Below are 25,021 nucleotides of genomic sequence, written 5' to 3' on the forward strand. Positions count from 1 at the left end.
CCCCCAGCCGACAGCCGCCCCATGCCCCAGCCGCCGAAACGCCCCCGCACGCCTGAAGCCCAGGCCGGCAAGGGCGCCCTGCACCCGCGCAATCGCCACCAGGGCCGCTACGACTTTCCCGCGCTGATCGCCGGCAGCCCCGAGCTGGGTGCCTTCGTCATCACCAACCCCTACGGCAAGCCGAGCATCGACTTCGCCAACCCCGAAGCGGTGAAGGTGTTCAACCGGGCCCTGCTCAAGCAGTTCTACGGCATCCGCCAGTGGGACATCCCCGCCGGCTACCTGTGCCCGCCGATCCCCGGGCGTGCCGACTACCTGCATCACCTGGCCGACCTGCTCGGTACCGCCCACGACGGCGTCATCCCCCAAGGCCCCGGCATGCGCGGGCTGGACATCGGCGTCGGGGCCAACTGCGTCTACCCGCTGATCGGCCACCACGACTACGGCTGGCGCTTCGTCGGCGCCGACATCGACCCGCAGTCATTGGATTCCGCCGCCGCCATCCTTGCCGCCAACCCACGCTTCGGCGACGCCATCGAACTGCGTCGCCAGGAAAACCCGCAGCACATCTTCCAAGGCCTGGTGCAGGCGGACGAACGCTTTGACTTCACCCTCTGCAACCCGCCCTTCCACGCCTCCCTGGACGAAGCCCGCAGCGGCAGCACCCGCAAGTGGAAGAACCTCGGCAAGCAGGACCCGAGCCGCCAGCTGCCGGTGCTGAACTTCGGCGGCCAGTCCAACGAGCTGCATTGCGAAGGGGGCGAAGCCGCCTTCATCGCCCGCCTGGCCGACGAGAGCGCCGCCTTCGCCCAGCAGGTGTTCTGGTTCAGCACCCTGGTCTCCAAGGCCGGCAACGTCGCCCCCCTGCAGGAGCGCCTCAAGGCCCTCGGCGCCACCGACATCCGCGTGGTGCACATGGCCCAGGGCCAAAAGCAGAGCCGCTTCGTCGCCTGGACCTACCTGGAGAAAAACCAGCGCCGCGCCTGGCGCAAGGCACGTTGGCCATAAGCACCGCGCAGCCCAAACTGCCGTAGCCCGGACTTCAGTCCGGGAAAACCGGTGCACATGCTCCCGGGCTGAAGCCCGGGCTACAGGGCTCGGCCACGAACGTTCTGCACAACCGCCTGCTCTAGCCGTAGGGTGGGCTTCAGCCCACCAACAAACGCACCGCGTGGGCTGAAACCCACCCGACGAACAGCCCCGCCCAGCGCCGTAGCCCGGACTTCGGTCCGGGAAAGCCGGTGCACACATCCCCGGGCTGAAGCCCGGGCTACAGGGCTCGGCCACGAATGGCCCGCGCAACGGCCTGCTCTAGCCGTAGGGTGGGCTTCAGCCCACGCTGGTTACCGCTGGTGGGCTGAAGCCCACCCTGCGAACAGCCCTGCCCAGCTACACGGCGAAGCGTTGCTCCAGGCGGCTGTAGCCCATGCCGACGCCCTTGTGCACCTTGAGTTGCACGGGGATGCGTTCCTTGAGGGCTTCGACGTGGCTGATGACGCCGATCATCTTGCCGCTGGCGTTGAGGGCATCCAGGGCGTCGAGGGCGATTTCCAGGGTCTCGCCGTCGAGGGTGCCGAAGCCTTCGTCGAGGAACAGCGAGTCGATGCTGGTCTTGTGGCTGACCAGGTCGGAGAGCGCCAGGGCCAGCGCGAGGCTGACCAGGAAGCTCTCGCCGCCGGAGAGGGTGCGGCAATCCCGGGCGACGTCGCCCTGCCAGGTGTCCAGCACCTCCAGTTCCAGTTCGCCCTCGGCCTTGCGTGCCAGCTGGTAGCGCCCATGCAGGCGTTGCAGCTGGCGGTTGGCCAGGTGCACCAGGTGATCCAGGGTCAGGCCCTGGGCGAAGCGCCGGTACTTGGCGCCGTCGGCGGCGCCGATGAGGCTGTTGAGGCGCTGCCAGAGGTCGTAGGCGGCGGTCTGCCACTCGATCTCGGCGAACAGCGCCTGCTGCCCTTCCCGACGCTGGGCATCGGCGACCAGCAGCCCACGGACCTCGCCCTGGCGCTGGGCCAGGCCACGGCGCTCCGCCTGCACGGCCTGCAGCTGTTCGTCGAGCTGGGCCAGGGTCTGCTCGGTCTGCGGCGCCGCCAGCAGCGCATCCAGGGCCTCCTTGGCCGAGGCCTCCAGGGCCCGGGCTTCGGTGGCGGCCTTGTCCAGGCGCGCCTGAAGGGCCAGCAACCGGTTGCGGGTGTCTTCGTCCAGCAGGGCCGCCCGGTACTGCGCCTCGTCGGCGAAGGGGCTGTGGGCCAGGGCCTGCTCCCAGGCGCTGCGCTGGGCGTCGAGGGAACCACGGGCGGCCTCGCCCTGCTCGACCAGGGTGTGTTCGCGCCCGACCAGGGCCTGGCTGCGTTCCTGGGCCAGCGCCAGGCGCTGCTCGGCCTGCTCCAGGGCGGCGACAGGGTTATCCACAGGGGCCAGGGGCTCGCCATCGGCCTGGCCGAGTTCGCGCCAGCGTTGCTGCCAGCGGCTGGCGGCGCTTTCGGCCGCCTGCAGCTCCACTCCCAGCGCCTGCTCATCCCGCTCCAGGCGTTGTTGCAGGGCCTGGGCCTCGCGCCAGGTCCGGGCTTCGGCCTCGCGCTCGCTCAACCAGCCTTCGCCATCCTCGGGCAGGGCATAGCCGAGTGCCTCCAGGGCGGCGCGCAGCTCCGCCTCCTGGCGGGCCTGCTGCGCCTGGAGCTGGCCCAGGTGCTCGGTGTTCTCCGCTTCGCGGCGGCGCAGGGCGTCCTGCTCCTGCACGGCCAGGGCGAGGTTCTGGGCGGCCTCCTGTTGCTGCCGCTGCGCCTGCACATGCCGGGCTCGGGCGTTTTCCAGGGCCTGCTTGAGGCCATCCAGCTCACCCAGGCTGCGCTGCAGGGCAGCCAGGTCCGCCTGCTGCTGCGCCTGGGCCGCCTCCACCGCCTGGGCATCGGCCAGTGGCCGGCCCAGTGCCGTGCACAGCTGCTGCCACTGGGCCTGCAGCTGTTGCAATTCATCCTGCAGGCGCTGGGCATCCTGCTGGCGCTGGCGCAGTTGCGCCTCCAGGGCGGCCAGTTCGTCGCGCAGCGCCTCGCCGCGCTCGCGCACCTGGTCCTGCTCGGCGCGCTTGGCTTGCAGGGCACGCTGGGTATCCGAGGTGTCCAGCGCACCGTAGGCCGCGATGGCCGGGTGTTCGCAGGAGCCGCACAGCGGGCAGGCCTCCCCTGGCTGCAGGGCCGCGCGGTGGGCCTCCAGCTTGAGGATGCGCTGCTCCTGTTCCAGCAGTTTTTCCTTGTCCTGGATCTGTTGCTTGAGGTCGGTGAACTGCAGGCGCAGGGCATCCCGCGCCGCCGCCTTCTCCGCCTGGGCACGGCTGTCGGCGTCGATGCCGGCCTGTGCCTCGGCCAGCTGGCGCGCCAGGCGCGTGCGGGTGTCCGCCAGCTGCTGCAGACGGGTGAGCTGGTGGCCCTGGTCGCTGAGGCGCTGCCAGCGCTCACGCAACGCGGCTTCGGACTCACCGGCCAGCAAGGCGCCCAGGGCAACCTGGGATTGCGCGTCGTCGGCGCGGGCCCGCTCCAGGTGCTGGTCACTGTCAGCCAGCGTGGCCTGGAGGCCGGCGATGCGCTGCGCCATGCGCTCCGCGTCCTGCTTGTCCTGCTGCTGGCGGGCCAGCGACTGGGCGATGGCCTGGGCCAGGTTGCGGCGCGCACCGAACTGCTCGCGCCAGGCACCCAGGCGCTCGCCCAACAGGCCGTGCTGCGGGTTGGCCGCCAGTTGTGCCTCCACCTGCCGCCTCTGCCCGGCCAGGGCCTCGCATCGGGCAGCCAGAGCTGTCGCCCGCTGCAGGCTGTAGCCGCGCGCCCTCCACAGGCCGTCGGCCACCTCGCGGGCGGCCTCGGCCTTCTGTTCACGCACCTGTCCCAGGGCCGCCGCGGCTTCGGCAGCGGCCTGCTCGGCACGCTGCCAGTCGCGGTGGGCACTGCGCAGGCGCTCGGCCGGCTCGCTGGCGGCCAGTTGCTGCAGCTCCGGCTCGGCGGCGTCCCGGGCCTGCCGGGCGGCCTCGCCCTGGGCCTGGGCGGCGTGCAGGCGGGCCTCGGCGTTGGCCACGGCCTCGCGCCACTGGCGCTGGCGTTGCAGGGCCTCCTGCTGCTGGCTGAGGGCGGCTTCGCGGGGGTCGAGGGCGGCGAGTTCGTCCTGCAGGCCCTGGCGCTGCGCGTCGTCGAGCAGTTCGACACCCTCGGCGCGGGCGCGGGTCTGCTCCAGGGCCGCCTTGGCTTCGCGGGTGGACTCGAACACCCGCTGGGAGATCAGCCCGTACACCTCGGTGCCGGTGAGTTCCTCCAGCAACTCGGCGCGCTGGTTGGCGCTGGCTTCGAGGAAGGCGGCGAACCCACCCTGGGCCAGCAGCATGGACTTGGTGAAACGCTCGAAATCGAGCCCGGTGAGGCTTTCGGTCTGCTTGAGCTTGTCGTTGATCTTGTCGGTGAGGATTTCCCCGTCGGCGATGCGCGCCAGCTCCACCTTGGGTGGCTGCAGCCCGCCGTCCACCTTGTCGCGGGCCCGGCGCTGGCTCCAGAAGGCGCGGTAGCCCACGCCCTTCACCTCGAACTCCACCTCGGCCAGGCAGTCGGCGGTGTGCCGCGTCATCAGCTCGTTGGCCGAGGCGGAGACGCTGCTCATGCGCGGTGTGCGGTGGTAGAGCGCCAGGCAGATGGCGTCCAGCAGGGTGGTCTTGCCGGCACCGGTGGGGCCGGTGATGGCGAACAGGCCGTTGCCGGCGAAGGGCTCGGCGGTGAAGTCGATCTTCCACTCACCCTTGAGCGAGTTGAGGTTCTTCAGGCGCAGGCTGAGGATTTTCATGCGGGGGTCGTGCTCATCCGGGAAGCCGGCATTCTGTCATCCCCGCGCGCCCGTGCCGACCCGCATCCGCACCTGCGCAGCGGCCCTGCCCCATTGGCCTGCCAAAGCCTTACACTCGCCGACTTCCTGCCAGACCACCCACAGGCCACGCCATGGCGACACGTTTCGAGCTGGACACCCTGAAGATGCGCATCGCCCAGGCCGAGCTGCAGCCCCTGGACCTGCACCAGCGCATCCAGCGGGCGCTGCAGGGGCTGATCCTCGACGGCACCCTGGCCCCCGGCCTGCGCCTGCCGGCCACCCGCAACCTGGCCACTGCCCTGGGGGTGGCCCGCGACACGGTGGAGAACGCCTACGTGCAGCTCCAGCGCGACGGCTACATCGCCCGCCAGCAGGGCTCGGGGAGCTTCGTCTCCGACAGCCTCGGCCAGCGCCTGCGCGGCGCCCCCGTCCAACGCCGGGCGCCCCGCCCTGCTGCCGCCACCGCCCCCCCGACCAGCGGGCTGAGCCGYCGCGGCGAGGCCATCCTCGCCAGCGGCGGCATCCAGGACCACCGCCAGGTGCGCGCCTTCGCCACCGGCCTGCCGGAGACCCGCTCCTTCCCCCTCGCCACCTGGACGCGCCTACAACGCCAGGCGCAGAAGGACACGGGCGCCCTGCTGCACGGCGATCCGCAAGGCTGCGAGGCGCTGCGCACGGCCATCGCCACCTACCTGAACCTGGAGCGCGGTGCCCGCTGCAGCCCGGACCAGGTGCTGGTGCTGAGCAGCACCCGCCAGGGCCTGTTCCTCTGTGCCCAGCTGCTGGTGGACGAGGGTCGCCCGATCCTGCTGGAAGACCCGGGCTACATCGGCGCCCGCCGCGCCTTCGAGGCTGCCGGGACGCGGGTGCTGCCGGTCCCGGTGGACGCCCAGGGCCTGAGCACCGAGGCGCTGCGGGCCGACCGCAGCGGCGCCAGCTGCGTGTACGTGACGCCGTCGCACCAGTACCCCACCGGCGCCACCCTGCCGTTGCAGCGGCGCCTGGAGCTGATCGGCTGGGCCGCCGAGCGCCGGGGCTGGATCATCGAGGACGACTACGACAGCGAGTTCCACTACGACGGCCTGCCCACCGCCTGCGTCCAGGGCCTGGACGACCAGCAGCGCACCCTCTACCTGGGCACCCTCAGCAAGGCCCTGTACCCCGGCCTGCGCCTGGGCTACATGGTGCTGCCCCCGGCGCTGGTGCCCGCCTTCACCCACGCCCGCAGCATCATCGACGGCCACAGCCCGCAGGTGCTGCAGCTGACCCTGGCGCGCTTCATGGAGGACGGCCACTACAACGCCCACGTGCGCGCCATGCGCAAGCTCTACGCGCAACGCCAGGGGGTGCTGGTGGATGCCCTGGAGCGCCACCTGCCGAGCGTGGTCCAGGCCCTGCGGCCACCGGGCGGCCTGCAACTGCCCTGCCTGCTCGCCGAGGGCTGGACGGAGGCGCGCACCCAGGCGCTCGCCGCCCGTGCCGGGCTGCTGCTGCCGGGGCTCAGTCGGTTGTACCTGGGGGCGGAGAAACGCCAGGGCTGGCTGCTGGGCTATTCGGCCCTCAGCGACCACGAGATCGAAGGGGCGGTACGGCGCCTGGCCGACGCGCTGTGGGCGTGATGGCTCAGGCCGTGTCGTCGCGCACCTGCTCCAGCACCTGGCGGTAGAGGTCGGTCAGCCGCGCGGCCTCGGCCTCTTCCAGGGCTTCCAGCCCCAGGCGGCGCTGGAACACCTCCTCCACGCTCAGCTCGTCGAGGGTTTCCCGCGCCTCGCCCTGCAGGCCGGGGCGCGCGGCACCGCGCTCGCGGCGGATGCGCAGCACCTCCACCGGCAGCCCGTCGCACAGCTGTGCCAGGCGGGCCTGGAGGTCATTGAGGTAGTCGTCCGTGGTCACCACCACCTCCAGCCAGGCCGGACGCTCCGGGGTGCCCTCGCGGGCGGCCTCGGCCAGGCGTTCGGGCAGCTCGGCGAGGCTGCCGCGCAGGCTCAGCAGCGGCTGGAAGCATGGCACCGGGAGCGCCTGCACCTCGCGCAGGCCGCTGCCGTCCAGCTCCACCAGCAGCACCTCCTTCTGCTGGCGCGCCTCGTCGAAGGCCAGGGGGATGGGCGAGCCGCTGTAGCGGATGTGCCCCAGGCCGCCGACCTTCTGCGGCCGGTGGATGTGCCCCAGGGCGATGTAGTCGGCCGCCGGGAAGGCGCTGGTGGGGAAGGCCTCCAGCGCGCCGACGTAGATTTCCCGCACCGACTCGCTGGCACTGGCGCCCACCGTGGTGAGGTGGCCGGTGGCGATGATCGGCAGGTCGCCGCCCGAGGCGGCGCGGCACTGCAGGGCGCGCTCGAACAGCGCCTGGTAGTGGGCCTGGATGGCCTGCTGCAGGCCCAGCTGCTTGTCCTCGGCACTCTGCCCGGCCTGGCTCAGCAGCACATCGCGGGGGCGCACGAAGGGCACCGCGCAGAGCACTGCACCGGGCTGGCCATCGCGCCGGAGCAGCACCCGCACCTGTTCGTCCGGGTCGGCCACCACCGCCGGCACCACCCAGGTGTCCAGCTGGGCCAGCAGCTCGCGGCTCTCGCCGAGCATCGCCACCGAGTCGTGGTTGCCCCCCAGCACCACCAGCCGCGCCCCGCAGGCGCGCAGGTCGACGATGAAGCGGTAGTACTGCTCGCGGGCATAGCTGGGCGGCGCGCCGGTGTCGAACACATCGCCGGCCACCAGCACCGCGTCCACCCCATGCACCCGAACCTGCTCCAGCAGCCACTGGCAGAACGCCTGGTGCTCGGCCTGGCGGGTCTTGCCCATGAAATGCTGGCCCAGGTGCCAGTCGGAGGTGTGCAGGATGCGCATCGGAAACCACGCTGAAGACGATGAAGGCGGCCACCTTGTCATCGGCCACCGGCGCTGGCAACCACCGCAAGCGGCTCGTGCTGCCCAGCGCAGCAGCACGAACTATCCTGTAGCCGTCATACCCGCAACGGAGTCCCCATGCCGAGGCTGTTGAAAGACCTGAAGATCATGCTGCTGGCCAACCTGTGGACGGTGCCGGTGCTGGCTGCGCTGGTGGGTGCGCTGTTCTACTTCGTCGCCCCGCCGCCGCCCATGCACGCGCGCCTGGCCACCGGCGGTGCCAATGGTGGCTACGCGGTGTTCGGCCAGCGCCTCAAGGAGGAACTGGCGCGCCAGGGCTTCGACCTGGAGCTGGTGCCAAGCGACGGCTCGCTGGACAACCTGGAGAAGCTGCGCAACGGCGAAGTGGAGATGGCCCTGGTGCAGAGCGGCCAGGAACTGACCCTGCCCGTGGAGGTGCGCCAGCGCCTGCACGGCCTCGGCGTGATGTACCAGGAACCGCTGTGGCTGTTCCGCCGCGCCGACGTGGACATCGACAGCATGGCCGACCTGCAGCAGCTGCGGGTGGCCATCGGCAAGCCCGGCAGCGGCACCCGCGCCATCGCCGATGCGCTGTTCGCCGCCAACGCCATCCCCACGGACAGCTACCCGGCCAGCTGGCAGGCCTACAGCGGCAGCCGCGCCGCCGAGCAGTTGCTGAATGGCGAGCTGGATGCGGCCTTCTTCGTCGGCCCGGCGGAGAACGCCGTGGTGCAGCGCCTGGCCGCCAGCCCGGGGGTGGACCTGGTGAGCTTCCGCCGCAGCGCCGCCTACCGCGCACGGCTGCCCTACCTGACCCGCCTGGAAGTGGGCGAAGGGCTGCTCAACCTGGCCAACAACGTGCCCCGCCAGGACGTGCTCACCCTCGGCCCGGTGGCCACCCTGGTGGCCGGCGAAGGCTTCCACCCCTCGCTGACGCCGCTGATCCTCGAAGCCGCCCGCGAGGTGATGCAGAACGGCAGCCTGCTGGACCCGTCCGGCACCTACCCGAAGGAGCAGCCGATGACCCTCGCCGCCCTGGACGAGGCCAGCTACTACTACCGCAACGGCTTGCCGATCCTGCAGCGCTACCTGCCCTTCCGCATCGCCTCCCTGGCGGACCGCTACATCATCCTGCTGATCCCGCTGCTGGTGGTGATGTTCCCGCTGTTCAAGGCCGTGGGCCCGGTGTACCGCTGGCGCGTCCGCGCGCGCATCTACCGCTGGTACAAGCACCTGCGGGAGATCGACCGCAAGCTGCAGCACGGCACTGCCTTCCCGGCCCTGGACGAGGAAATACGCGGGCTGGAAGCCCTGGAGGCACAGCTGGACCGGGTCGACGTACCGCTGTCCTACACCCACGAGCTGTACGACCTGCACATGCACCTGCGCTACGTCATCGAACGCCTCAAGGCCCTGCGCGCCCAGCGCCAGGCCGACCCACCGGGCATGCGGGACTGAACGCAAGCGGGCCGGGTCACCCCGGCCCGCAACGCCCGATTCAACGACCTACGCCAACTGCAACCAACGCCACAGTGCCGCCCAGCGCGGAGTCAGCGGGCCGAAGGCCAGGCGCCGTGCCAGGCCATGGCGCAGGCGCCGGTAGAAGGGATGACTGCCGACATGACGGGCGTACCCGCCGGCCTCCCCGAAAAGGGCTCGGGCGGCGCGGGCGTCGCTCTGTTCCCAGGCCTTGGCGGTGCCTTCGGCCAGCCGCTTCAGGCACAGGTAGAAGGCTCTCAACTCTGCCCCTTCCAGCCTGGCCAGCCACTCCGCCACCGCTTCACGGTCACCGGCCAGGGCGGCGTCGCCCACCAGCCAGGCCATGGCGTCGTGGTTGTTGGGGTCGCGCTCCAGGGACAGGCGCGACACCTCCGCCGCCTCGGCATCGCGCTTGAGGGCACGCAGCGCCAGGGACAGGTTGTCCAGCGCCCAGGCGGGCAGGTCGTCGCGCTCGCGCCAGTCGCCCATCCAGTGGAGCATCGCCGAGTAGCGCTCCTGGCTGCTCAGCGCGTAGCTGGCCATGCCCCAGGTCACGGGGTTCTCGCGGATGGCCGGGGCGCACGCTTCCAGGGTGCGCGTGAGCAGCCCGCTGGCGTTCTTGCGCTCGGCCAGCAGGTCGAGCATGCCGTGGCGGGCGGCATGACTTTCATCCTGGGGCAGCACGCGCTGGAAGGCCCGCCACAGGGAACCGGGCAACCAGCGGGCATCCTCCATGGCGAACCAGTGGCGGTAGGCGATGCGGTGCAGCTCGCCGCTCGGGGCGAACTGCTCGAGCACGTCGCTCCAGATCCGATCATCCACTGGGACGCCCAGCACCTCGATGACGCCTTGCCAGGCATCCAGCCCCGCGGCGGTGGTGCAGACCCGCTCGAGAGCCTGGCGCTTGAGTTCGCGGTCGTTGACCATCCCGGCCGCCCGCACGCCGCGCACCAGCGCGGAGGGGCTGGCCTCGCCGGCCAGCAGGCGGCGCACCACGTCGGCCGACTCCGCGTGCCGGCCGTTCTCGGCCAGCAGGTCGAAGGCATGCAGCCCGGCGAAGCTGTAGTCGCGGTCCAGCTCGAAGGCCTTGAGGAAGGCCGGCAGTGCATCGGCCTTGCGTTCGGCCATCAGCAAGGCATGGCCACGGAAGCCATGGGAGACGGCCTTGCGCGGTTCCAGGCGGACCATCTGGTCGGCGGCAGCCAGGTAGGCCTCGGCGTTGCCGCCGTTGTCGTGCAGGTCGGCCAGCTCGCGCCAGCCGTCGTAGGCATCCGGGTGCACCCGCAGCAGTGCGTCGAGTTCGGCCTGGGCGCCCTCGCGGTCGTCGTTGCGTAGGCGCACGCGGGGGCCGTAGAGCGCCAGTTCCACCGGTGGCGCGCCGCCCCAGCAGGGCGCCTGGAGCAAGGCATCCAGCTCGTCCTGGCGGCCGCCTTCCAGCAGCAGGCGGGCCAGCTGGTCGTTGGCGCCCCGGTGCCGGGGGGTGAGCTGCAGGGCGCGGCGCAGGGCCTGTTCGCGGGCTTCGTCAGTGCTTTCCTGCTCGGCCAGGGCCAGCCAGGCGTCACTGTCGCCGGCGCGCCGTTCCACCAGGCTGCGGGCCAGGGCCAGGGGCCGCTCGGGCTGGTCCAGCGCGGCGCTGTAGCGGCGCAGCTGGTTCCAGGCCCAGCCGTTGCCGGGCTCGTCGAGCAGGACGCGCTCGGCCTCGTCGGCACCGGCGGCCATCTCGCCGCGCTCGCCCAGCACGTAGCCGAGCCAGGCGCGCAGGTCGGTGTTGTCGGGGGTGCGCTGGAGCACGCCGCGCAGCATGGCTTCAGCCTCGTCGAGGCCGGTGCCCTCCTCCACCAGGGTTTCCACGTAGAGGCGCACGCTCTGGGTCCACAGCGGGTTGATCCGCAGGCTGTCGCGCAGGGTCTCGCGGCACTCGGCGTAGCGGCCCTGGTCACGCAGCAGCAGGGCGCGCTCCAGGCCCAGGCGCGGCATCTGGCTGAAGCGCTCCTGGGCACGGGCCAGCAGGGCGTCGGCCTCGTCGGTGCGTTCGAGGAAGGCCAGTTGGCGGGCGGTGACCACCCACAGCTGCCAGGTGTCCGGCTGGCGCTCCAGGGCGGCCTGGAGCTGCTCCAGCAGCGCGGCATCGTCCAGCAGGGCGCGGGCCTGGTAGGCGTAGGTGAGCCAGCCGTCGCCGAAGTTCACCTGCTGCACCAGTTGGGTGTGGATGTAGGCCAGGGCTTCGTCCAGTTCCTCACGGCTGGCGCAGCTGTCCAGCAGCATGCTCAGGGCGTAGTCGTTGTCGATGCTGCGGGCCAGCGCCAGGCGGAAGGCCTCGCGGGCGGCCTCGCGGCGGCCGGCCTGCAGGTGCACGAAGCCGAGGGTGGACTGGGCGCTGGTGGCGCCGTGCTCCACCTGGATGGCCCGTTCGCAGGTCTCCAGGGCTTCGTCGTCGCGCCCGAGGCGGGCCAGGGTCACGGCCAGTTCGCGGATCGCCCAGGCGTGCTCGGGGTGGCTGGCCAGCAGGCGCAGCAGGGCGGTCTCGGTGTCTTCCAGTGAGCGCCGCTTGGCCCGCTCCACGGCCAGGTCGGCGATGCCCCGGTGATGGGGGAAGCGCGCCACCAGGGCTTCGACGTAGGCGTCCACGGCCTCTTCGCCGGCGCTCTGCAGCAGCAGGTCCACCTGCAGGCGGTGCACGCGCATGTTCAGCGGGTCCAGTTCGGCGGCTTCGCGGCACCAGGCCTGGGCCTGTTCGAGGTCACCGCCGGCGCGCTGGCTGTGCAGCACGGCGGCGCGCAGCCAGTTGCCGCGCCGGCTGACCGGTTCGGCGCGTTCGAGCAGGGCCTGGTTCAGCTCCAGCTCGCCGATGCGTCCGTAGAAGTCGGCCAGGCTGAGCAGCAGCGCGGGGTCGCGCGGGCGCTGTTCGACGGCCTGCTCCAGGACCTCGCGGCACTCGCGGGAGAAGTCCAGCTCCTCCAGGCATTCGGCGAGGGTCAGGCTCGGGCCGGCGTCCAGGCTGCCCAGGCGTGCCTGCCGGCGACGCAGGAAGGCCAGGCCCTCCTCCTGCCGGCCGAGGAAGCGCAGGGCGCGGAAGTACTGGACGCTGAAGCCTTCGTTGGTGTCGTGCAGGCAGGCGGCGATGCGGTAGTAGTCGCAGGCCGCCTCGCGCTCGCCGGCGCTCCACAGCTGGCTGGCCAGCTCGTTCCAGGCCAGGGCGTTGGTCGGTGCCTGGCGCAGGACGCGGGCCAGCAGGCGGCGGGCCTCGGGGGCATCGCGGCCGTCCTCGCCGAGGACGCTGGTGTAGCGCACCAGCAGCACGGGGTCGCACCAGCGCTCCTGGCAGTGCTGGGCGAGCCAGTCGAGGTGGACTTCGCGGCTTTCCAGCTGGGACAGCGAGGTGGCCTTGGAGAGGATCAGGTTGGCGTCTTCGGGGAAGCGCTGCAGCAGCGCCTCGGTGGCTTCCAGCACCTGGCTCTCGCGGCCGTCGTACCAGCCGAGGGCGCGCAGGCCCTGGTAGGCCAGGCGGTGCTCGGGCGCGGCTTGGCGCAGGGCCTGGAGGGCGGCCTCGGCCTCTTCGCGGTCGTGCACTTCCAGGGCGCTGACCAGGCGGTAGTAGTGATCCCAGACGTCGCTTTCGGGCAGTTCCAGCCCGTCCAGCCGGTGGGCTTCCTCGGGGGGCAGCAGGAGCATGCCGCGCGGGCCGGAGGGGCGCTGGCTCTCCAGCAGGCCGACGGCGAGGGATTCGCCGAAGTGGGCCTGGCCGGGGTCGCGGATCAGCAGGGTGCCACGGGGTTCGTCGTAGCCCACCACGGCCTGCAGGTGGCCGCTGCCGGTGTACTGCAGGGTCAGGGTGAAGGGGATGCCGCGGTCGATCAGGGCACGGCTGGTGGCCCAGTCCACGGTGAACTCACGGGCCAGCCAGCCGTTGCGCTCGCCCCAGGCGCGCTCGGCCTGGTGGGAGGTGCCGTCGTAGCAGATCTCCTCGGCCACTTCGAGGTGGCCGACGGGGCGGCCCCAGTAACCGGACAGCGCGGTGAGGGTGGCCGGTACGCAGGTCATGTGGTGCTGGCGGACGAAGCGCACCGGCAGCAGGCAGCGCCGGCCCTGGGGCTCGGCGAGGTGCTCGGCGACCTTGCGGTAGAACGGCGACGCCGACTCCAGGGCCAGGCGATGCCCGGCGGCCAGGTCGCCGCGCAGGCAGGCGATGTCGCAACGGCGGGCGGCGTACCAGCCGCGCATGCCCTTCTCCATCAGCGGCGCCAGCTGTTCTCCATGGGCCAGCCAGTGCTCGGCCTCGTCGAGGGCTTCGCGTTCGATCAGCAGGTCGGTGAGCTGGGCACACAGGCTGGCGCTCTCGCTGCGCGCGCAATCGGCCCGCAGGCGCGCCAGGGCGGCGTCCTCGCGGCCGAGTTGCAGTTCCAGCTGCGCGGCCTGGTGCTGGGCGCCGCGGTAGTCGGGGCGTTCGGCGAGCACGGCTTCGCAGAGGGCCAGGGCTTCTTCGTAGCGGTCCTCCTGCTCCAGGCTGTAGGAGCGCTCCACCGGCAACCACGGGTCGCCGGGCAGCAGGCGCTCGGCTTCGGCGTGGCATTCGGCGCTGCGGTCGAAATCACGCAGCAGCGCGTGCAGGTAACCGAGGAAGGACAGCCATTCGGCGCGCAGCTCGGGCGCCTCGGGCAGCCAGCCGTCGAACCCCTGGACGAAGCGCCAGGCGCGGTACTGCCCGCGACGCGAGAGCAGGAAGCGCGCATAGCGCAGGCGTGCCTCGGGGGATTCGGGGTGGCGGCGGTAGGTGCGCCAGGCCAGGGCGTCGGCCAGGCGCGGCGCGCCCATGTGGCCGACCAGGCGGCAGGCCAGCGCCAGGGCGGCGGGGTCGCGCCATTGGCGGTAGTCACCCAGGCGGCCGGCCAGGGCATGGGCCTGGAGGAACAGGCCACGGTCGGCCAGCGCCTCGATGGCGTGCAGCAGCTCGGCGCGCTGGTGGGCGGGTAGATCGAGGGCGATGTCGGTCATCGGAACCATCCCTGGTCAGGCGGGGCCGCCACGCTGAGGTGGCGCCACGCTCAAGGTGAGAGCGGATTCATCCGCGAAACAGGCTGAAAAGAATAATGCCCGGCACCGGGCAGAACCAGCGCCTGCGGCCGCGTTCTACTGCGCGACGGCTCATCGGTTCACAGGGGTGTGAACCGGGTAGCAGTCGTCGGGTTCCTTCAGGAGCGAAGAAACGAGATGGCGACAAAAGCGGGTGTCTTCACCAAACGTGTGTTGGGCGTGCTTTTGACCGTGGTGGCGCTGGGGGCGGTGACGGCCCAGGCAATCGACTACGACCTGGATAACGATGGCTATCGCGATGCGCAGTTCGGTGGCAGCGATTACGACCTGGACAACGATGGCTACCGCGATGCCCAGTTCGGCGGCAGCGATTACGACCTGGACAACGATGGCTACCGTGATGCCGAGTTCGGTGGCAGCGATTACGACCAGGACAACGACGGCTACCGCGATGCGCAGTTCGGCGGCAGCGACACCGACCTGGATAACGACAGCTACCGGGATGTCCGCTTCAACGGCAGCGATACCGACCAGGACAATGACGGCAACCGCGACGATTGATCCCGTCCCTTCAGTGAGAACGCCCGCCTGTGCGGGCGTTTTCGTTTACCGCCCTTGTTACCCCTCCCGCGAAACGACCACCCGCCGCGCCGCTGCGCCGGGAGCCTGTTAGACTTCCGCCCCTCAGCCGACCCCAGCGGTCGCCCCGTCCACCGTTCCCGGATACGTCCATGCCGATTCGCCATTGCATCGTCCACCTCATCGACAAGAAGCCCGACGGCAGCGCCTCCACCCTGCACACGCGCGACAGCGAGCTGGCCGAGTCCAAGGCCATCGAGAACCTGCTGGCCGACCTCAACGACAGCTACAACGCCAAGCAGGGCAAGGCCTGGGGCTTCTTCCACGAGGAGTCCGGCGCCTACCCCTTCAGCGGCTGGCTGAAGGCCTACCTGGAAGGCGGCGAGTTCGCGCCCTTCACCCGCCAGGCGGCGGAGCACCTGCAGAAGCTGATGGACGAGTCGAACCTCTCCACCGGCGGCCACGTGCTGTTCGCCCACTACCAGCAGGGCATGACCGACTACCTGGCCATCGCCCTGCTGCACCACAGCGAAGGGGTGACGGTGACCGAATCCCTGGAGCTGGCCCCGGCCCGCCACCTGGACCTGGGCCAGTTGCACCTGGCGGCGCGCATCAACCTCTCGGAATGGCGCAACAACGCGCAGTCCAAGCAGTACATCTCCTTCATCAAGGGCAAGAACGGCAAGAAGGTCTCGGACTACTTCCGCGACTTCATCGGCTGCCAGGAAGGCGTCGACGCCCCCGGCGAGACCCGCACCCTGCTCAAGGCCTTCAGCGACTTCGTCGAGCAGGAGGACCTGGCCGAGGAACAGGCCCGCGAGAAGACCAAGACCCTGGTGGACTACGCCACCACCCAGGCCAAGCTGGGCGAGGCCATCACCCTGGAAGAGCTGTCCGGGCTGATAGACGAGGACCGCCCGCGTGCGTTCTTCGAGCACATCCGCAACAAGGACTACGGCCTGTCTCCGGAGATCCCGCCGGACAAGCGCACACTCAGCCAGTTCCAGCGCTTCACCGGCCGTGCCGAGGGCCTGTCCATCAGCTTCGAGGCCCACCTGCTGGGTTCGAAGATCGAGTACGACGAGGGCCGCGACATGCTGATCATCCGGCAGGTGCCGACCCAGCTGAAGGATCAGCTCAAGCGCCGCAAGGACTAGCTCCCGGCGTCAACGAAAAGCCCGGCATATCGCCGGGCTTTTTGTTGTCCGCTGACGCTGGAGGCTCGGTGTTTTCAGCGCGCCTCGATATGGAAGCCGACCCGCGGGAAGTGCACGTGGACCACGCCGGCGCGGTCGTCCTCACGGCGCAGGATGAGGCTTTCCAGGCCGACGAACAGCAGCTCGCCTTCCACCGGGTCGACGCCGTAGTCAGTGGCGGCGATGCTGACCGCCTGGCCGGCCACCAGGCCATTGGCATCGCTGAAGGGCTCGGCCGGCAGCGGGGCCGGTTCGGCGGCGCGGGCGATCTCGATGGCTTCGGCAGCGCTCAGCTGGCTGGAGGCGCCATGGCCGAAGCCGAGCACGCGGCCCAGCCAGGCGGCGACCGCCGGGTAGTCATCCACCAGCGGGGCGGTGACCGGGGTGCCCTTGAGGAACCACAGGCAGTGGGCCAGGGAGAAGTCGGCCATGCTCGGCTCGCCGAAGAGGAAGTCGCCGCCGACAGCCAGCTGCGCCTGGACCCGGGCCATGAAGGTGGGCCAGTTGTGCCGGGCCACCTCCAGCGGCAGGCGGCTGCTGGTGCCGCCGCTGAACAGCGCGGCGCGGTCGGCCATGAAGGCCTTGATCGCCTCCGGCGGCAGGCCGGCGAAGCGCACGGCGGCCGATTCGGGCTGGAACACCAGGGTCACGGCGTGCTGGAAGATCACCGCGTCCACCCAGTGGCAGAAGCTGGCGATGTTGAAGGCATGGGCATCGGGCAGCAGCGCCGGGACGGCCTTTTCCTGCTCCAGGCGACGGGCGATCAGGGCGGTGTCGCAGTAGATGTCGGCGCCCACCTGCAGCACCGGCGTCTTGCGGTAGCCGCCGGTCAGGGCCATCAGGTCGGGCTTGGGCATCACCCGGGGAATGTGCACCGAGCGCCAGGACAACTGCTTGAAGCCCAGCATCAGGCGGGCCTTCTCGGCGAAGGGCGAGGCGGGATAGTGGTGCAGGATCAGCTCGTGCATGGCGCGCTCCATCGGGTGGCGTGGGAGCCGCAGCTTAACCGGCCAGCGCGCTACGGCCTATCGCCCAACCGGCATGACAGGCCATCAGCCTCGCTGATGCAGGTCGCCACCAGCGCCTCCTTGGCGCGCTTGCTCAGGGCCTTGATGGCGCGCTCGCGGCGCAGGGCGTCGCCCTTGCTGGCGCAGACCTCGACGTAGACCAGCGCCTGGGCCGGGCTGGAATGGAAGAAGCGCGCGCCCTTGCCGCTCTGGTGCTGCTCGAAGCGGCGCAGCGGGTGGTCGCTGATGCCGCAGTACAACGCGCCGTTCAACGCACGCACCAGGTAGACGAACCAGGGCCGGGGTGGCGCTGCACTCATGCCCAGGCCACGGCTCGCAGGCGCTGGCAGTAGTCCACCAGCACGGGGTATTCCCGCGCCAGGCGGTTGAGCGGGGTCTGCAGGGAGCAGAACACCAGGTTGGCCAGCACGCCGTAGGCGGAGGCATCGGCGCTGCAGGGGTGGTCGCCGCCGAAGAACGGGGCGTCGCCGAGCAGGTCGGTGAGGGCCTGCAGGTCTTCCCGGGCGAAGGTGAGCAGGTCTTCCCGTTCGTGGCGGGCGAATCCCTGGGCGCTCAGGTCGGCCCTGACGCGGCGCTGGATCAGCGGGGTGATCAGCGTCAGCAGCGCCGGCCCGAGGTGGCCGAAGAAGGCCTGGCGGGTCTGCTGCCAGCCCTCCGGCTCCAGCCAGCGGAAGTACACCAGCAGCCAGTAGAGGTGGTCGTCGCACAGGCGGGTGACGGCCACCGCGCGGCCACGGGCCTCGGCGTCGAGGTGCTGGTCGAGCTCCAGGTGCAGGCGCTCGGTGAGCACCCGCTGGATGATGGCGCTGTCGGCGATCAGCTCGCCGTCGAAGTCGATGTAGGGGAGCTTGCCCTTGGGGGCCTTGCGCGGGTCGCGGAGCGCACGCACCTGGTACTGCACGCCGGCCAGGCGCATGAAGGTCTCCAGCTTGAGGCAGAAGGGGCTGACGTTGGGCACGTCGAACCCGGCAGGGAACTGGTAGAGCCTGATCATGAAGAAGTTACCGGTGAACAATCCGCCGGCGAGCTTAGCAGGTTGCCCGGGTGGCATCGCGCCACCCCGGCTCCGGCTGCTCAGTGGTTGGCGCGCCAGGCGGCCAGACCTTGGGCGGCCTGGCGGCGGATCGCCGCCTGCACCGGCGGCAGCCAGCCCAGCAGCAGGCCCTTGGCGCCGAGGGCCTGGCGGGCCCAGCGCCACAGGTCGAAGCTGTCGCGGTGCTCGACGATCAGGCCGTTCTCGAAGCGGAAGCGCGCCTCGATGCGGTTGATCACGGTGTGCCCGGTCTGGCTGAACAGGTAGGTGGCGACCCAGCGCGCGCGGCCCTCGCGGTCATCGGCCTCGACACCGTCGAAGGTCAGGGAGAAGGCCTGGGCGCGCTGGGTCAGCATGCGCCACATGTCCGCCGCCTCGCTGCCGCGCAGGTCGGTGAACACCGGGTCGGCGAAGCGCACGTCGGCGGCGTAGCAGGCGGCCATGGTCTCGGCGTCCAGGGCCTGGAAGGCGCGGTAAAAGCGTTCGATGAGGGCGGCGTTGGGGTGGCTCATGGGGCGGCTCGCGGCAAGTGGGGTGAGGAGAGTATCGACGCCTTTCCGCTGGGCGGCGATTGGCTGTATCGCCATCTTTGTGGCAATAATCGCCACCCTTCCCTCCCCCGCGCCGAGCCTTGTGATGATCCGAATCGCCCTGCTGGTCTGCCCACAGACGGTCTGCTCCAGCCTGGCCATGGCCGACGACGCCTTCCGCCTGGCCAATGCCCTGGCGGGCGAGGCGCTGTTCGAGGTGCTGCGGGTCAGCCGGGATGGCCAGCCGGTGGACCTGGGCATGGCCAGCATCCGCGTGGATGGCGACCTGGGCCTGGCCGAAGGCGCGCGCCTGGTGATGCTGCCGGCCACCGGCAGCGCGGTGGAACGCACTATCGCCGCCAACCCGGAGCTGCTGCGCTGGCTGGCGCAGCGGCCCGCCCGGCAGCAGGTGGCCAGCCTGTGCAGCGGCGCCTTTCTGCTGGGCGCCGCCGGGCTGCTGGAAGGCCGGCGTGCCACGACCCACTGGGCCCTGGCCGGCGCCTTTCGCCAACGCTTCCCCGGGGTGCGCCTGGAGGCGGATGCGCTGTACACCGAGGACGGCGAGCGCTTCTGCTCCGGCGGCGCCCAGGCCGGGCTGGACCTGTGCCTGCACCTGATCGCCCGGCACGCCGGCGAGTGGCTGGCCCAGCGGGTGGCCAGCGCGCTGGTGGTGGAGCGCGAGCGCGGCGGCCAGAACCGCTTCGCCCCGCTGGTCCCCGAGGCCGGCCTGGACGACCCGCAACTGGGCGCCTTGCTGGCCTGGCTGCAGGCCCACTACGCCGAGCCCATCGACCTGCCGGGCCTGGCGGCGCGGGCCCACTGCTCGACCCGCACCCTGCTGCGGCGCTTCCGCACGGTGACCGGGCTGACCCCGAACGAGTACGTGCAGCGCCTGCGCATCGGCGCCGCCCAGCTCGCCCTGCGCCACCCGGGCCGCTCCCTGGAGCAGGTGGCGGCGCAGGTGGGCTACGGCGACCGGGCGACCTTCGCCAAGCTGTTCAAGCAGGTGTGCGGGGAAACGCCAGGGGCCTTCCGCAGGCGCCTGCGGGAACAGGCGTGATCCGCGTCATGCACCGTGCGGAGTGGCCGGCATTCCCGGACTGAAGTCCGGGCTACGGCGGACATGAAAAAGGGGCCCGAAGGCCCCTTTCCGTATCGCGCTGACGATCAGTGCAGGATCTGCCCGAGGAACAGCCTGGTGCGCTCGTTCTGCGGGTTGTCGAAGAAGGCGTTGGGTTCGTTCTGTTCGACGATCTCGCCCTTGTCCATGAAGATCACCCGGTCCGCCACGGTGCGGGCGAAGCCCATCTCATGGGTCACGCAGAGCATGGTCATGCCGTCCTGGGCGAGGCCGACCATGGTGTCGAGCACTTCCTTCACCATCTCGGGGTCGAGGGCGGAGGTGGGTTCGTCGAACAGCATGATCTTCGGCTTCATGCACAGGGCGCGGGCGATGGCCACGCGCTGCTGCTGGCCACCGGAGAGCTGGCCGGGGAACTTGTGGGCCTGCTCGGGGATGCGCACGCGCTCCAGGTAGTGCATGGCGATCTCTTCGGCCTGGCGCTTGGGCATCTTGCGCACCCACATCGGTGCCAGGGTGCAGTTCTGCAGCACGGTGAGGTGCGGGAACAGGTTGAAGTGCTGGAACACCATGCCCACTTCGCGGCGGATGGTCTCGATCTGCTTGAGGTCGTTGGTCAGCTCGGTGCCGTCGACGACGATGCGGCCCTGCTGGTGCTCTTCCAGGCGGTTGATGCAGCGGATGGTGGTGGACTTGCCGGAGCCGGACGGGCCGCAGAGGACGATGCGCTCGCCCGGCTTGACGTTCAGGTTGATGTCCTTGAGCACGTGGAACTGGCCGTACCACTTGTTCACGCCCTGCAGCTGGATGATCGGCGCAGCGGCGTCATTGCGGATTGCTTCACTCATTCAGATTCTCCTAACGCTTGTGCCCGGTATGCAGCTTGCGCTCCAGCCTCATGGAGTAGCGCGACATGCTGAAACAGAAGATCCAGTAGACCAGGGCGGCGAATACGTAGCCTTCGGTGGACATGCCCAGCCATTTGGGGTCGGTGGTCGCCTGCTTGATGCTGTTGAGCAGGTCGAACAGGCCGATGATGATCACCAGGCTGGTGTCCTTGAACAGGGCGATGAAGGTGTTGACGATGCCGGGGATGACCAGCTTCAGCGCCTGCGGCAGGATCACCAGCGCGGTGCTGCGCCAGTAGCCCAGGCCGAGTGCGGCGGCGGCTTCGTACTGGCCCTTGGGGATGGCCTGCAGGCCGCCCCGGACCACTTCGGCGACGTAGGCCGCCTCGAAGAAGATCACCATCACCAGGGCGCGCAGCAGCTTGTCGAGGTTCATGCCTTCGGGCAGGAACAGCGGCAGCATCACCGAGGACATGAACAGCACGGTGATCAGCGGCACGCCGCGCCAGAACTCGATGAAGGTCACGCAGATGACCTTGATCGCCGGCAGCTTGGAGCGCCGCCCCAGGGCCAGCAGGATGCCCAGCGGCAGGGCGCCGGCGATGCCGACGTAGCCGATCACCAGGGTCAGCATCAGGCCGCCCCAGCGGCTGGTGGGCACTTCCTGCAGGCCCAGCCCGCCGTGCAGCAGCCAGAAGGCCAGCAGCGGGTAGACCACCAGGAAGCCGATCCCGTACAGGGCCTTGTGGGGCATCTTCTTCAGGAACAGCGGCGCGGCGCCGATGATCGCCAGCCACACGGTGACGTCCACCCGCCAGCGCAGTTCGCTGGGGTAGAAGCCGTACATGAACTGGCCGAAGCGTTGCTGGATGAAGACCCAGCAGGCGCCCTCGCCGGTGCAGTCGGTGCGGGTGGTGCCGCTCCAGGTGGCGTGGATCACCGCCCAGTTCAGCAGCGGCGGGAGGATCAGCCACAACAGGTACAGCGACAGCAGGGTGAGCACGACGTGCAGCGGGCTGGCGAACAGGTTGTGGCGCAGCCAGGCGACCGGCCCCACGACATTGCTCGGCGGCGGCAGATCGGGCTTGAAGGTATGGGTGTTCATGGCTGTGCCCTCACCGCTCGATCAGCGCGATGCGCTTGTTGTACGCGTTCATCAGCAGCGAAATGCTGATGCTGATGGCCAGGTAGACGCTCATGGTGATGCCCATCACCTCGATGGCCTGGCCGGTCTGGTTGAGCGTGGTGCCGGCGAACAGCGAGACCATGTCGGGGTAGCCGATGCCGGCCGCCAGGGACGAGTTCTTCGCCAGGTTCAGGTACTGGCTGGTGAGCGGCGGGATGATCACCCGCAGGGCCTGGGGCACGATGACCAGGCGCAGGGTCAGGCCGGGGCGCAGGCCCAGGGAGTGGGCGGCTTCGGTCTGGCCGTGGCTGACGGCCTGGATGCCGGCGCGCACGGTCTCGCCGATGAAGGCGGCGGTGTAGATGGACAGCGCCATCATCAACGCCACCAGCTCGGGGATCACCACCCAGCCGCCACGGAAGTTGAAGCCGCTGAGCTGCGGCACCTCCCAGTGGAAGGGGCTGCCGATCAGCAGGGTACTGAGGCCGGGCACCAGCACCAGCAGGGCGATGGCGCTGAGCAGGACGGGGAAGCGCTGGCCGGTCTCGTCCTGGCGCTTGCGGGCCCAGCGCCGCAGGGCATAGATGGCCACCAGGCACAGCAGCACGGCAATGGCGAAGGGCCAGAAGCCATCGGCCACGGTGGGCGAGGGCATGTACACGCCCCGGTTGTTGATGAAGAAGGTGTCGGCCAGGCTGAGGCTCTGCTTCGGCCCGGGCATGGGCAGCATCACCGCGAAGTACCAGAAGAAGATCTGCAGCAGCGGCGGGATGTTGCGGAAGGTCTCGATGTACACGGTGGCCAGCTTGCGCACCAGCCAGTTGGGCGACAGCCGGGCCACGCCCAGGATGAAGCCGAGGATGGTGGCGAGGATGATGCCGATCACCGTCACCAGCAGCGTGTTGAGCAGGCCGATGAAGAAGACGCGACCGTAGGTGTCGCTTTCCTGGTAGTCGATCAGGTGCTGGGAGATGCCGAAGCCGGCGCTCTGGTCGAGAAAGCCGAAGCCGGAAAGGATCCCGCGCTTCTCGAGGTTGACCTGGGTGTTATGGAAGAGGAACCAGCCGAAGGCCACGACGGCGACCACGGCGATGATCTGGAATAGCCACGCGCGCACCTTGGGATCGGTCAGTACCGACCCTCGGGCACGCGGGGCTTGGGAAGTGTTGTGCATGACAGCCCTCGACGATTGGAACGGAACGCTGCCGCCCGCCTCCGCAGGCGGCAGCGTGGTCGGTCAGCGCACCGGCGGTGCGTATTGCAGACCGCCCTTGTTCCACAGGGCGTTGAGGCCGCGCTCGATCTTCAGGTCGCTGCCGGCACCGACGTTGCGGTCGAAGATCTCGCCGTAGTTGCCGACCTGCTTGACGATCTGGACGGCCCAGTCCTTCGGCAGCTTGAGGTCCTTGCCGAAATCACCCTCGGCGCCCAGCAGGCGGGCGATATCGGGGTTCTTGGTGGACTTGGCGGTTTCCACGACGTTCTTCGAGTCGATGCCCAGTTCCTCGGCGTTCAGCTGGGCGAACAGGGTCCAGCGCACGATGTCGAACCACTCTTCGTCACCCTGGCGCACGGCCGGGCCGAGGGGTTCCTTGGAGATGACTTCCGGCAGCACCACGTACTCGTTCGGCGCGGCCAGCTTGATGCGCTGGGCGTAGAGCTGGGACTGGTCGGAGGTCAGCACGTCGCAACGGCCGGATTCGAGGGACTTGGCGCTCTCGTCGGAGGTGTCGTAGGTGATGGGGGTGTACTTCAGGTTGTTGGCGCGGAAGTAGTCGGACAGGTTCAGCTCGGTGGTGGTGCCGGCCTGGATGCACACGGTGGCGCCGTCCAGTTCCTTGGCGCTGGAAACGCCCAGCTTCTTGTTCACCAGGAAGCCCTGGCCGTCGTAGTAGGTCACGCCGGTGAAGTTCAGGCCCATCGCCGCGTCGCGGGAGCTGGTCCAGGTGGTGTTGCGGGAGAGGATGTCCACTTCGCCGGATTGCAGCGCGGTGAAGCGCTCCTTGGCGGTCAGGGGGCTGTACTTGACCTTGCTGGCGTCGCCGAAGACTGCAGCGGCAACGGCACGGCAGACGTCCACGTCGATGCCTTTGTATTCGCCCTTGGAATCGGCGTAGGAGAAGCCCGGGAGGCCGTCACTGATGCCGCACTGCACGTAGCCTTTCTTCTTCACTGCGTCCAGGGTGGCGCCGGCCTGCACGAAACCACTGGCGCCGAGCACAGCAGCTGCGGTCAGCACAGCCAGGGTGGATTTCACCATCTTCATCAAAACCTCCAGTTGCTTTTATTTGTGTTGGAGTCTCGGTCCTACCGCCGTACCCTCGTGAGGCAGGTTCAACCGCCTGGGCGGCCAACCGGGGAATCGGACCTAAGGAAAGCGGGGATGCATCGCTCCACTCGTCCCGCGCTTTCCCCGCCCATTGGTCAAATGGGCTGGAGACGGATTTTCGTCCACAGGCTTCACGGAACCCCGCAGCCAGCGGACGTTTGCAAGGGCACGGCAAGCCGTGCCCCAACCCGTTGGGCCGCCGCCCGGAGTGTGTTACCTCACGGCCGGTGCCAGCAGTCTGCTACGGCCTTAGCAAGGCCCGTACCAGTACCTTTTCCGAAGGACTCTTCCGATAGGTCAATAGGAAAAGTTTTGATGGTGCGACATGTTCTTCACAGATAGACCACAACCCTGCAATGCGCCAGCACCACACTGGTGCGCACGCCCCAAACCGGAGCCCCACATGCGTGAATCCCTGATCCTGGAACCTACACACTCCGTCGATTCGTGCGTCATCTGGTTGCACGGCCTGGGGGCGGACCGTTACGACTTCCAGCCAGTGGCCGAGGCCCTGCAGCAGCAGCTCACCGGCACCCGCTTCATCCTGCCCCAGGCGCCCACCCGCGCCGTGACCATCAACGGTGGCTGGGCGATGCCCTCCTGGTACGACATCCTCGCCATGACCCCGGCCCGGGCCATCGACCAGGACCAGCTGGAAGTCTCGGCGCAGACGGTGATCGACATGATCGAAGGCCAGCGCGATGCCGGCATCGACCCCGCGCGGATCATCCTCGCCGGCTTCTCCCAGGGCGGCGCGGTGGTGCTGCACACCGCCTTCCTGCGCTGGAACGGCCCCCTGGGCGGAGTGATGGCGCTGTCCACCTACGCGCCCACCTTCCCCGATGCGCTGGAGCTGGCGGATACAAAACTACAACTGCCGGCCCTCTGCCTGCATGGCACCTTCGACGACGTGGTGCCGCCGGCCATGGGCCGCGCCGCCCATGACAAGCTCGCCGCTGCCGGCGTGCCGGTGACCTGGCGCGACTACCCCATGGGCCACGAAGTGCTGCCCGAGGAAGTGCGCGACATCGGCGCCTGGCTGGCCGAGCGCCTCGTCCGCTGA

Annotated in this window: 18 protein-coding genes; 7 read left to right on the top strand and 11 right to left on the bottom strand. The window is 69.8% G+C overall.

From position 1 onward, the window contains the following. Positions 1–21 precede the first annotated feature (21 nt). The gene (rlmF, locus tag SZ55_RS21965; protein WP_044411670.1) at positions 22–1,008 is read left to right on the top strand and encodes a 23S rRNA (adenine(1618)-N(6))-methyltransferase RlmF; all 987 of its coding nucleotides are present in this window, start codon (positions 22–24) and stop codon (positions 1,006–1,008) included. 381 nt (positions 1,009–1,389) lie between these two features. Here rlmF and SZ55_RS21970 read toward each other — a convergent pair whose 3' ends face one another. After that, positions 1,390–4,812 carry an AAA family ATPase gene (locus SZ55_RS21970; protein WP_044411672.1) on the bottom strand — a complete coding sequence of 1,141 codons (3,423 nt, stop codon included), beginning with the start codon at positions 4,810–4,812 and terminating at the stop codon, positions 1,390–1,392. Between the two features lie 152 nt (positions 4,813–4,964). On the opposite strand from SZ55_RS21970, the gene pdxR reads away from it, so the two are divergent. Next, entirely contained in the window at positions 4,965–6,452 is a 1,488-nt protein-coding gene (gene pdxR, locus SZ55_RS21975; protein WP_044411675.1) for a MocR-like pyridoxine biosynthesis transcription factor PdxR, read from the top strand. Positions 6,453–6,456: 4 nt separating this feature from the next. Here pdxR and sbcD read toward each other — a convergent pair whose 3' ends face one another. After that, positions 6,457–7,677, bottom strand: coding sequence for an exonuclease subunit SbcD (gene sbcD / locus SZ55_RS21980; protein WP_044411677.1), 1,221 nt, complete (start codon positions 7,675–7,677; stop codon positions 6,457–6,459). A gap of 138 nt (positions 7,678–7,815) precedes the next feature. Between sbcD and SZ55_RS21985 the strand changes: the two genes are divergently transcribed. Beyond that, positions 7,816–9,156 carry a TAXI family TRAP transporter solute-binding subunit gene (locus SZ55_RS21985; RefSeq protein ID WP_044411679.1) on the top strand — a complete coding sequence of 447 codons (1,341 nt, stop codon included), beginning with the start codon at positions 7,816–7,818 and terminating at the stop codon, positions 9,154–9,156. Between the two features lie 48 nt (positions 9,157–9,204). Here the strand turns inward: SZ55_RS21985 and SZ55_RS28835 are convergent, their stop codons facing one another. Then, the gene (locus tag SZ55_RS28835) at positions 9,205–14,169 is read right to left on the bottom strand and encodes a C39 family peptidase (RefSeq protein ID WP_044411681.1); all 4,965 of its coding nucleotides are present in this window, start codon (positions 14,167–14,169) and stop codon (positions 9,205–9,207) included. 258 nt (positions 14,170–14,427) lie between these two features. Here SZ55_RS28835 and SZ55_RS21995 point away from each other — a divergent pair, with 258 nt between their 5' ends. Both SZ55_RS21995 and yejK read left to right on the top strand, forming a co-directional pair. Continuing rightward, positions 14,428–14,769, top strand: coding sequence for a hydrolase (locus SZ55_RS21995; RefSeq protein ID WP_317620196.1), 342 nt, complete (start codon positions 14,428–14,430; stop codon positions 14,767–14,769). Positions 14,770–14,939: 170 nt separating this feature from the next. After that, positions 14,940–15,944, top strand: coding sequence for a nucleoid-associated protein YejK (yejK, locus tag SZ55_RS22000; RefSeq protein ID WP_044411685.1), 1,005 nt, complete (start codon positions 14,940–14,942; stop codon positions 15,942–15,944). A gap of 74 nt (positions 15,945–16,018) precedes the next feature. Here yejK and SZ55_RS22005 read toward each other — a convergent pair whose 3' ends face one another. From SZ55_RS22005 to SZ55_RS22020, 4 genes are all read right to left on the bottom strand, one after another. After that, positions 16,019–16,951, bottom strand: a complete 933-nt coding sequence (locus SZ55_RS22005) for a glutathione S-transferase family protein (RefSeq protein WP_044411688.1) — start codon at positions 16,949–16,951, stop codon at positions 16,019–16,021. A gap of 50 nt (positions 16,952–17,001) precedes the next feature. After that, on the bottom strand, positions 17,002–17,310 hold the full coding sequence (locus SZ55_RS22010; protein WP_044411691.1) for a GIY-YIG nuclease family protein: 309 nt from the start codon (positions 17,308–17,310) through the stop codon (positions 17,002–17,004). Then, positions 17,307–18,005: a glutathione S-transferase family protein gene (locus SZ55_RS22015; protein ID WP_044411694.1), complete on the bottom strand. Its 699-nt coding sequence runs from the start codon at positions 18,003–18,005 to the stop codon at positions 17,307–17,309. Before SZ55_RS22015 ends, SZ55_RS22010 begins: the two co-directional genes overlap by 4 nt. A gap of 80 nt (positions 18,006–18,085) precedes the next feature. Then, positions 18,086–18,556, bottom strand: a complete 471-nt coding sequence (locus tag SZ55_RS22020) for a nuclear transport factor 2 family protein (protein ID WP_044411697.1) — start codon at positions 18,554–18,556, stop codon at positions 18,086–18,088. 124 nt (positions 18,557–18,680) lie between these two features. Here SZ55_RS22020 and SZ55_RS22025 point away from each other — a divergent pair, with 124 nt between their 5' ends. Then, a complete protein-coding gene (locus tag SZ55_RS22025; RefSeq protein WP_044411700.1) occupies positions 18,681–19,634 on the top strand; it encodes a GlxA family transcriptional regulator in 954 nt (317 codons plus the stop codon). 107 nt (positions 19,635–19,741) lie between these two features. On the opposite strand, the gene SZ55_RS22030 is transcribed toward SZ55_RS22025, so the two are convergent. The 4 genes from SZ55_RS22030 to SZ55_RS22045 all read right to left on the bottom strand — a co-directional run bounded on the left by SZ55_RS22030 (position 19,742) and on the right by SZ55_RS22045 (position 23,895). Next, a complete protein-coding gene (locus SZ55_RS22030; RefSeq protein ID WP_044411703.1) occupies positions 19,742–20,503 on the bottom strand; it encodes an amino acid ABC transporter ATP-binding protein in 762 nt (253 codons plus the stop codon). Between the two features lie 10 nt (positions 20,504–20,513). After that, the gene (locus SZ55_RS22035) at positions 20,514–21,608 is read right to left on the bottom strand and encodes an amino acid ABC transporter permease (RefSeq protein WP_044411705.1); all 1,095 of its coding nucleotides are present in this window, start codon (positions 21,606–21,608) and stop codon (positions 20,514–20,516) included. Between the two features lie 10 nt (positions 21,609–21,618). After that, a complete protein-coding gene (locus SZ55_RS22040) occupies positions 21,619–22,803 on the bottom strand; it encodes an amino acid ABC transporter permease (RefSeq protein WP_044411708.1) in 1,185 nt (394 codons plus the stop codon). A 63-nt stretch (positions 22,804–22,866) separates the two neighbouring features. Continuing rightward, positions 22,867–23,895: an amino acid ABC transporter substrate-binding protein gene (locus tag SZ55_RS22045; protein ID WP_044411711.1), complete on the bottom strand. Its 1,029-nt coding sequence runs from the start codon at positions 23,893–23,895 to the stop codon at positions 22,867–22,869. A gap of 466 nt (positions 23,896–24,361) precedes the next feature. On the opposite strand from SZ55_RS22045, the gene SZ55_RS22050 reads away from it, so the two are divergent. Further along, positions 24,362–25,021, top strand: a complete 660-nt coding sequence (locus SZ55_RS22050; protein ID WP_044411713.1) for an alpha/beta hydrolase — start codon at positions 24,362–24,364, stop codon at positions 25,019–25,021.

This window comes from Pseudomonas sp. FeS53a (assembly GCF_000931385.1).
GTDB lineage: Bacteria > Pseudomonadota > Gammaproteobacteria > Pseudomonadales > Pseudomonadaceae > Metapseudomonas > Metapseudomonas otitidis.

Coding starts and splice junctions, on each gene's coding strand:
- rlmF (WP_044411670.1), top strand. CDS start 22: ATGCCCCAGCCGCCGAAACGCCCCCGCACGCCTGAAGCCCAGGCCGGC.
- SZ55_RS21970 (WP_044411672.1), bottom strand. CDS start 4,812: ATGAAAATCCTCAGCCTGCGCCTGAAGAACCTCAACTCGCTCAAGGGT.
- sbcD (WP_044411677.1), bottom strand. CDS start 7,677: ATGCGCATCCTGCACACCTCCGACTGGCACCTGGGCCAGCATTTCATG.
- SZ55_RS21985 (WP_044411679.1), top strand. CDS start 7,816: ATGCCGAGGCTGTTGAAAGACCTGAAGATCATGCTGCTGGCCAACCTG.
- SZ55_RS28835 (WP_044411681.1), bottom strand. CDS start 14,169: ATGACCGACATCGCCCTCGATCTACCCGCCCACCAGCGCGCCGAGCTG.
- yejK (WP_044411685.1), top strand. CDS start 14,940: ATGCCGATTCGCCATTGCATCGTCCACCTCATCGACAAGAAGCCCGAC.
- SZ55_RS22005 (WP_044411688.1), bottom strand. CDS start 16,951: ATGCACGAGCTGATCCTGCACCACTATCCCGCCTCGCCCTTCGCCGAG.
- SZ55_RS22010 (WP_044411691.1), bottom strand. CDS start 17,310: ATGAGTGCAGCGCCACCCCGGCCCTGGTTCGTCTACCTGGTGCGTGCG.
- SZ55_RS22015 (WP_044411694.1), bottom strand. CDS start 18,005: ATGATCAGGCTCTACCAGTTCCCTGCCGGGTTCGACGTGCCCAACGTC.
- SZ55_RS22020 (WP_044411697.1), bottom strand. CDS start 18,556: ATGAGCCACCCCAACGCCGCCCTCATCGAACGCTTTTACCGCGCCTTC.
- SZ55_RS22025 (WP_044411700.1), top strand. CDS start 18,681: ATGATCCGAATCGCCCTGCTGGTCTGCCCACAGACGGTCTGCTCCAGC.
- SZ55_RS22030 (WP_044411703.1), bottom strand. CDS start 20,503: ATGAGTGAAGCAATCCGCAATGACGCCGCTGCGCCGATCATCCAGCTG.
- SZ55_RS22035 (WP_044411705.1), bottom strand. CDS start 21,608: ATGAACACCCATACCTTCAAGCCCGATCTGCCGCCGCCGAGCAATGTC.
- SZ55_RS22040 (WP_044411708.1), bottom strand. CDS start 22,803: ATGCACAACACTTCCCAAGCCCCGCGTGCCCGAGGGTCGGTACTGACC.
- SZ55_RS22045 (WP_044411711.1), bottom strand. CDS start 23,895: ATGAAGATGGTGAAATCCACCCTGGCTGTGCTGACCGCAGCTGCTGTG.
- SZ55_RS22050 (WP_044411713.1), top strand. CDS start 24,362: ATGCGTGAATCCCTGATCCTGGAACCTACACACTCCGTCGATTCGTGC.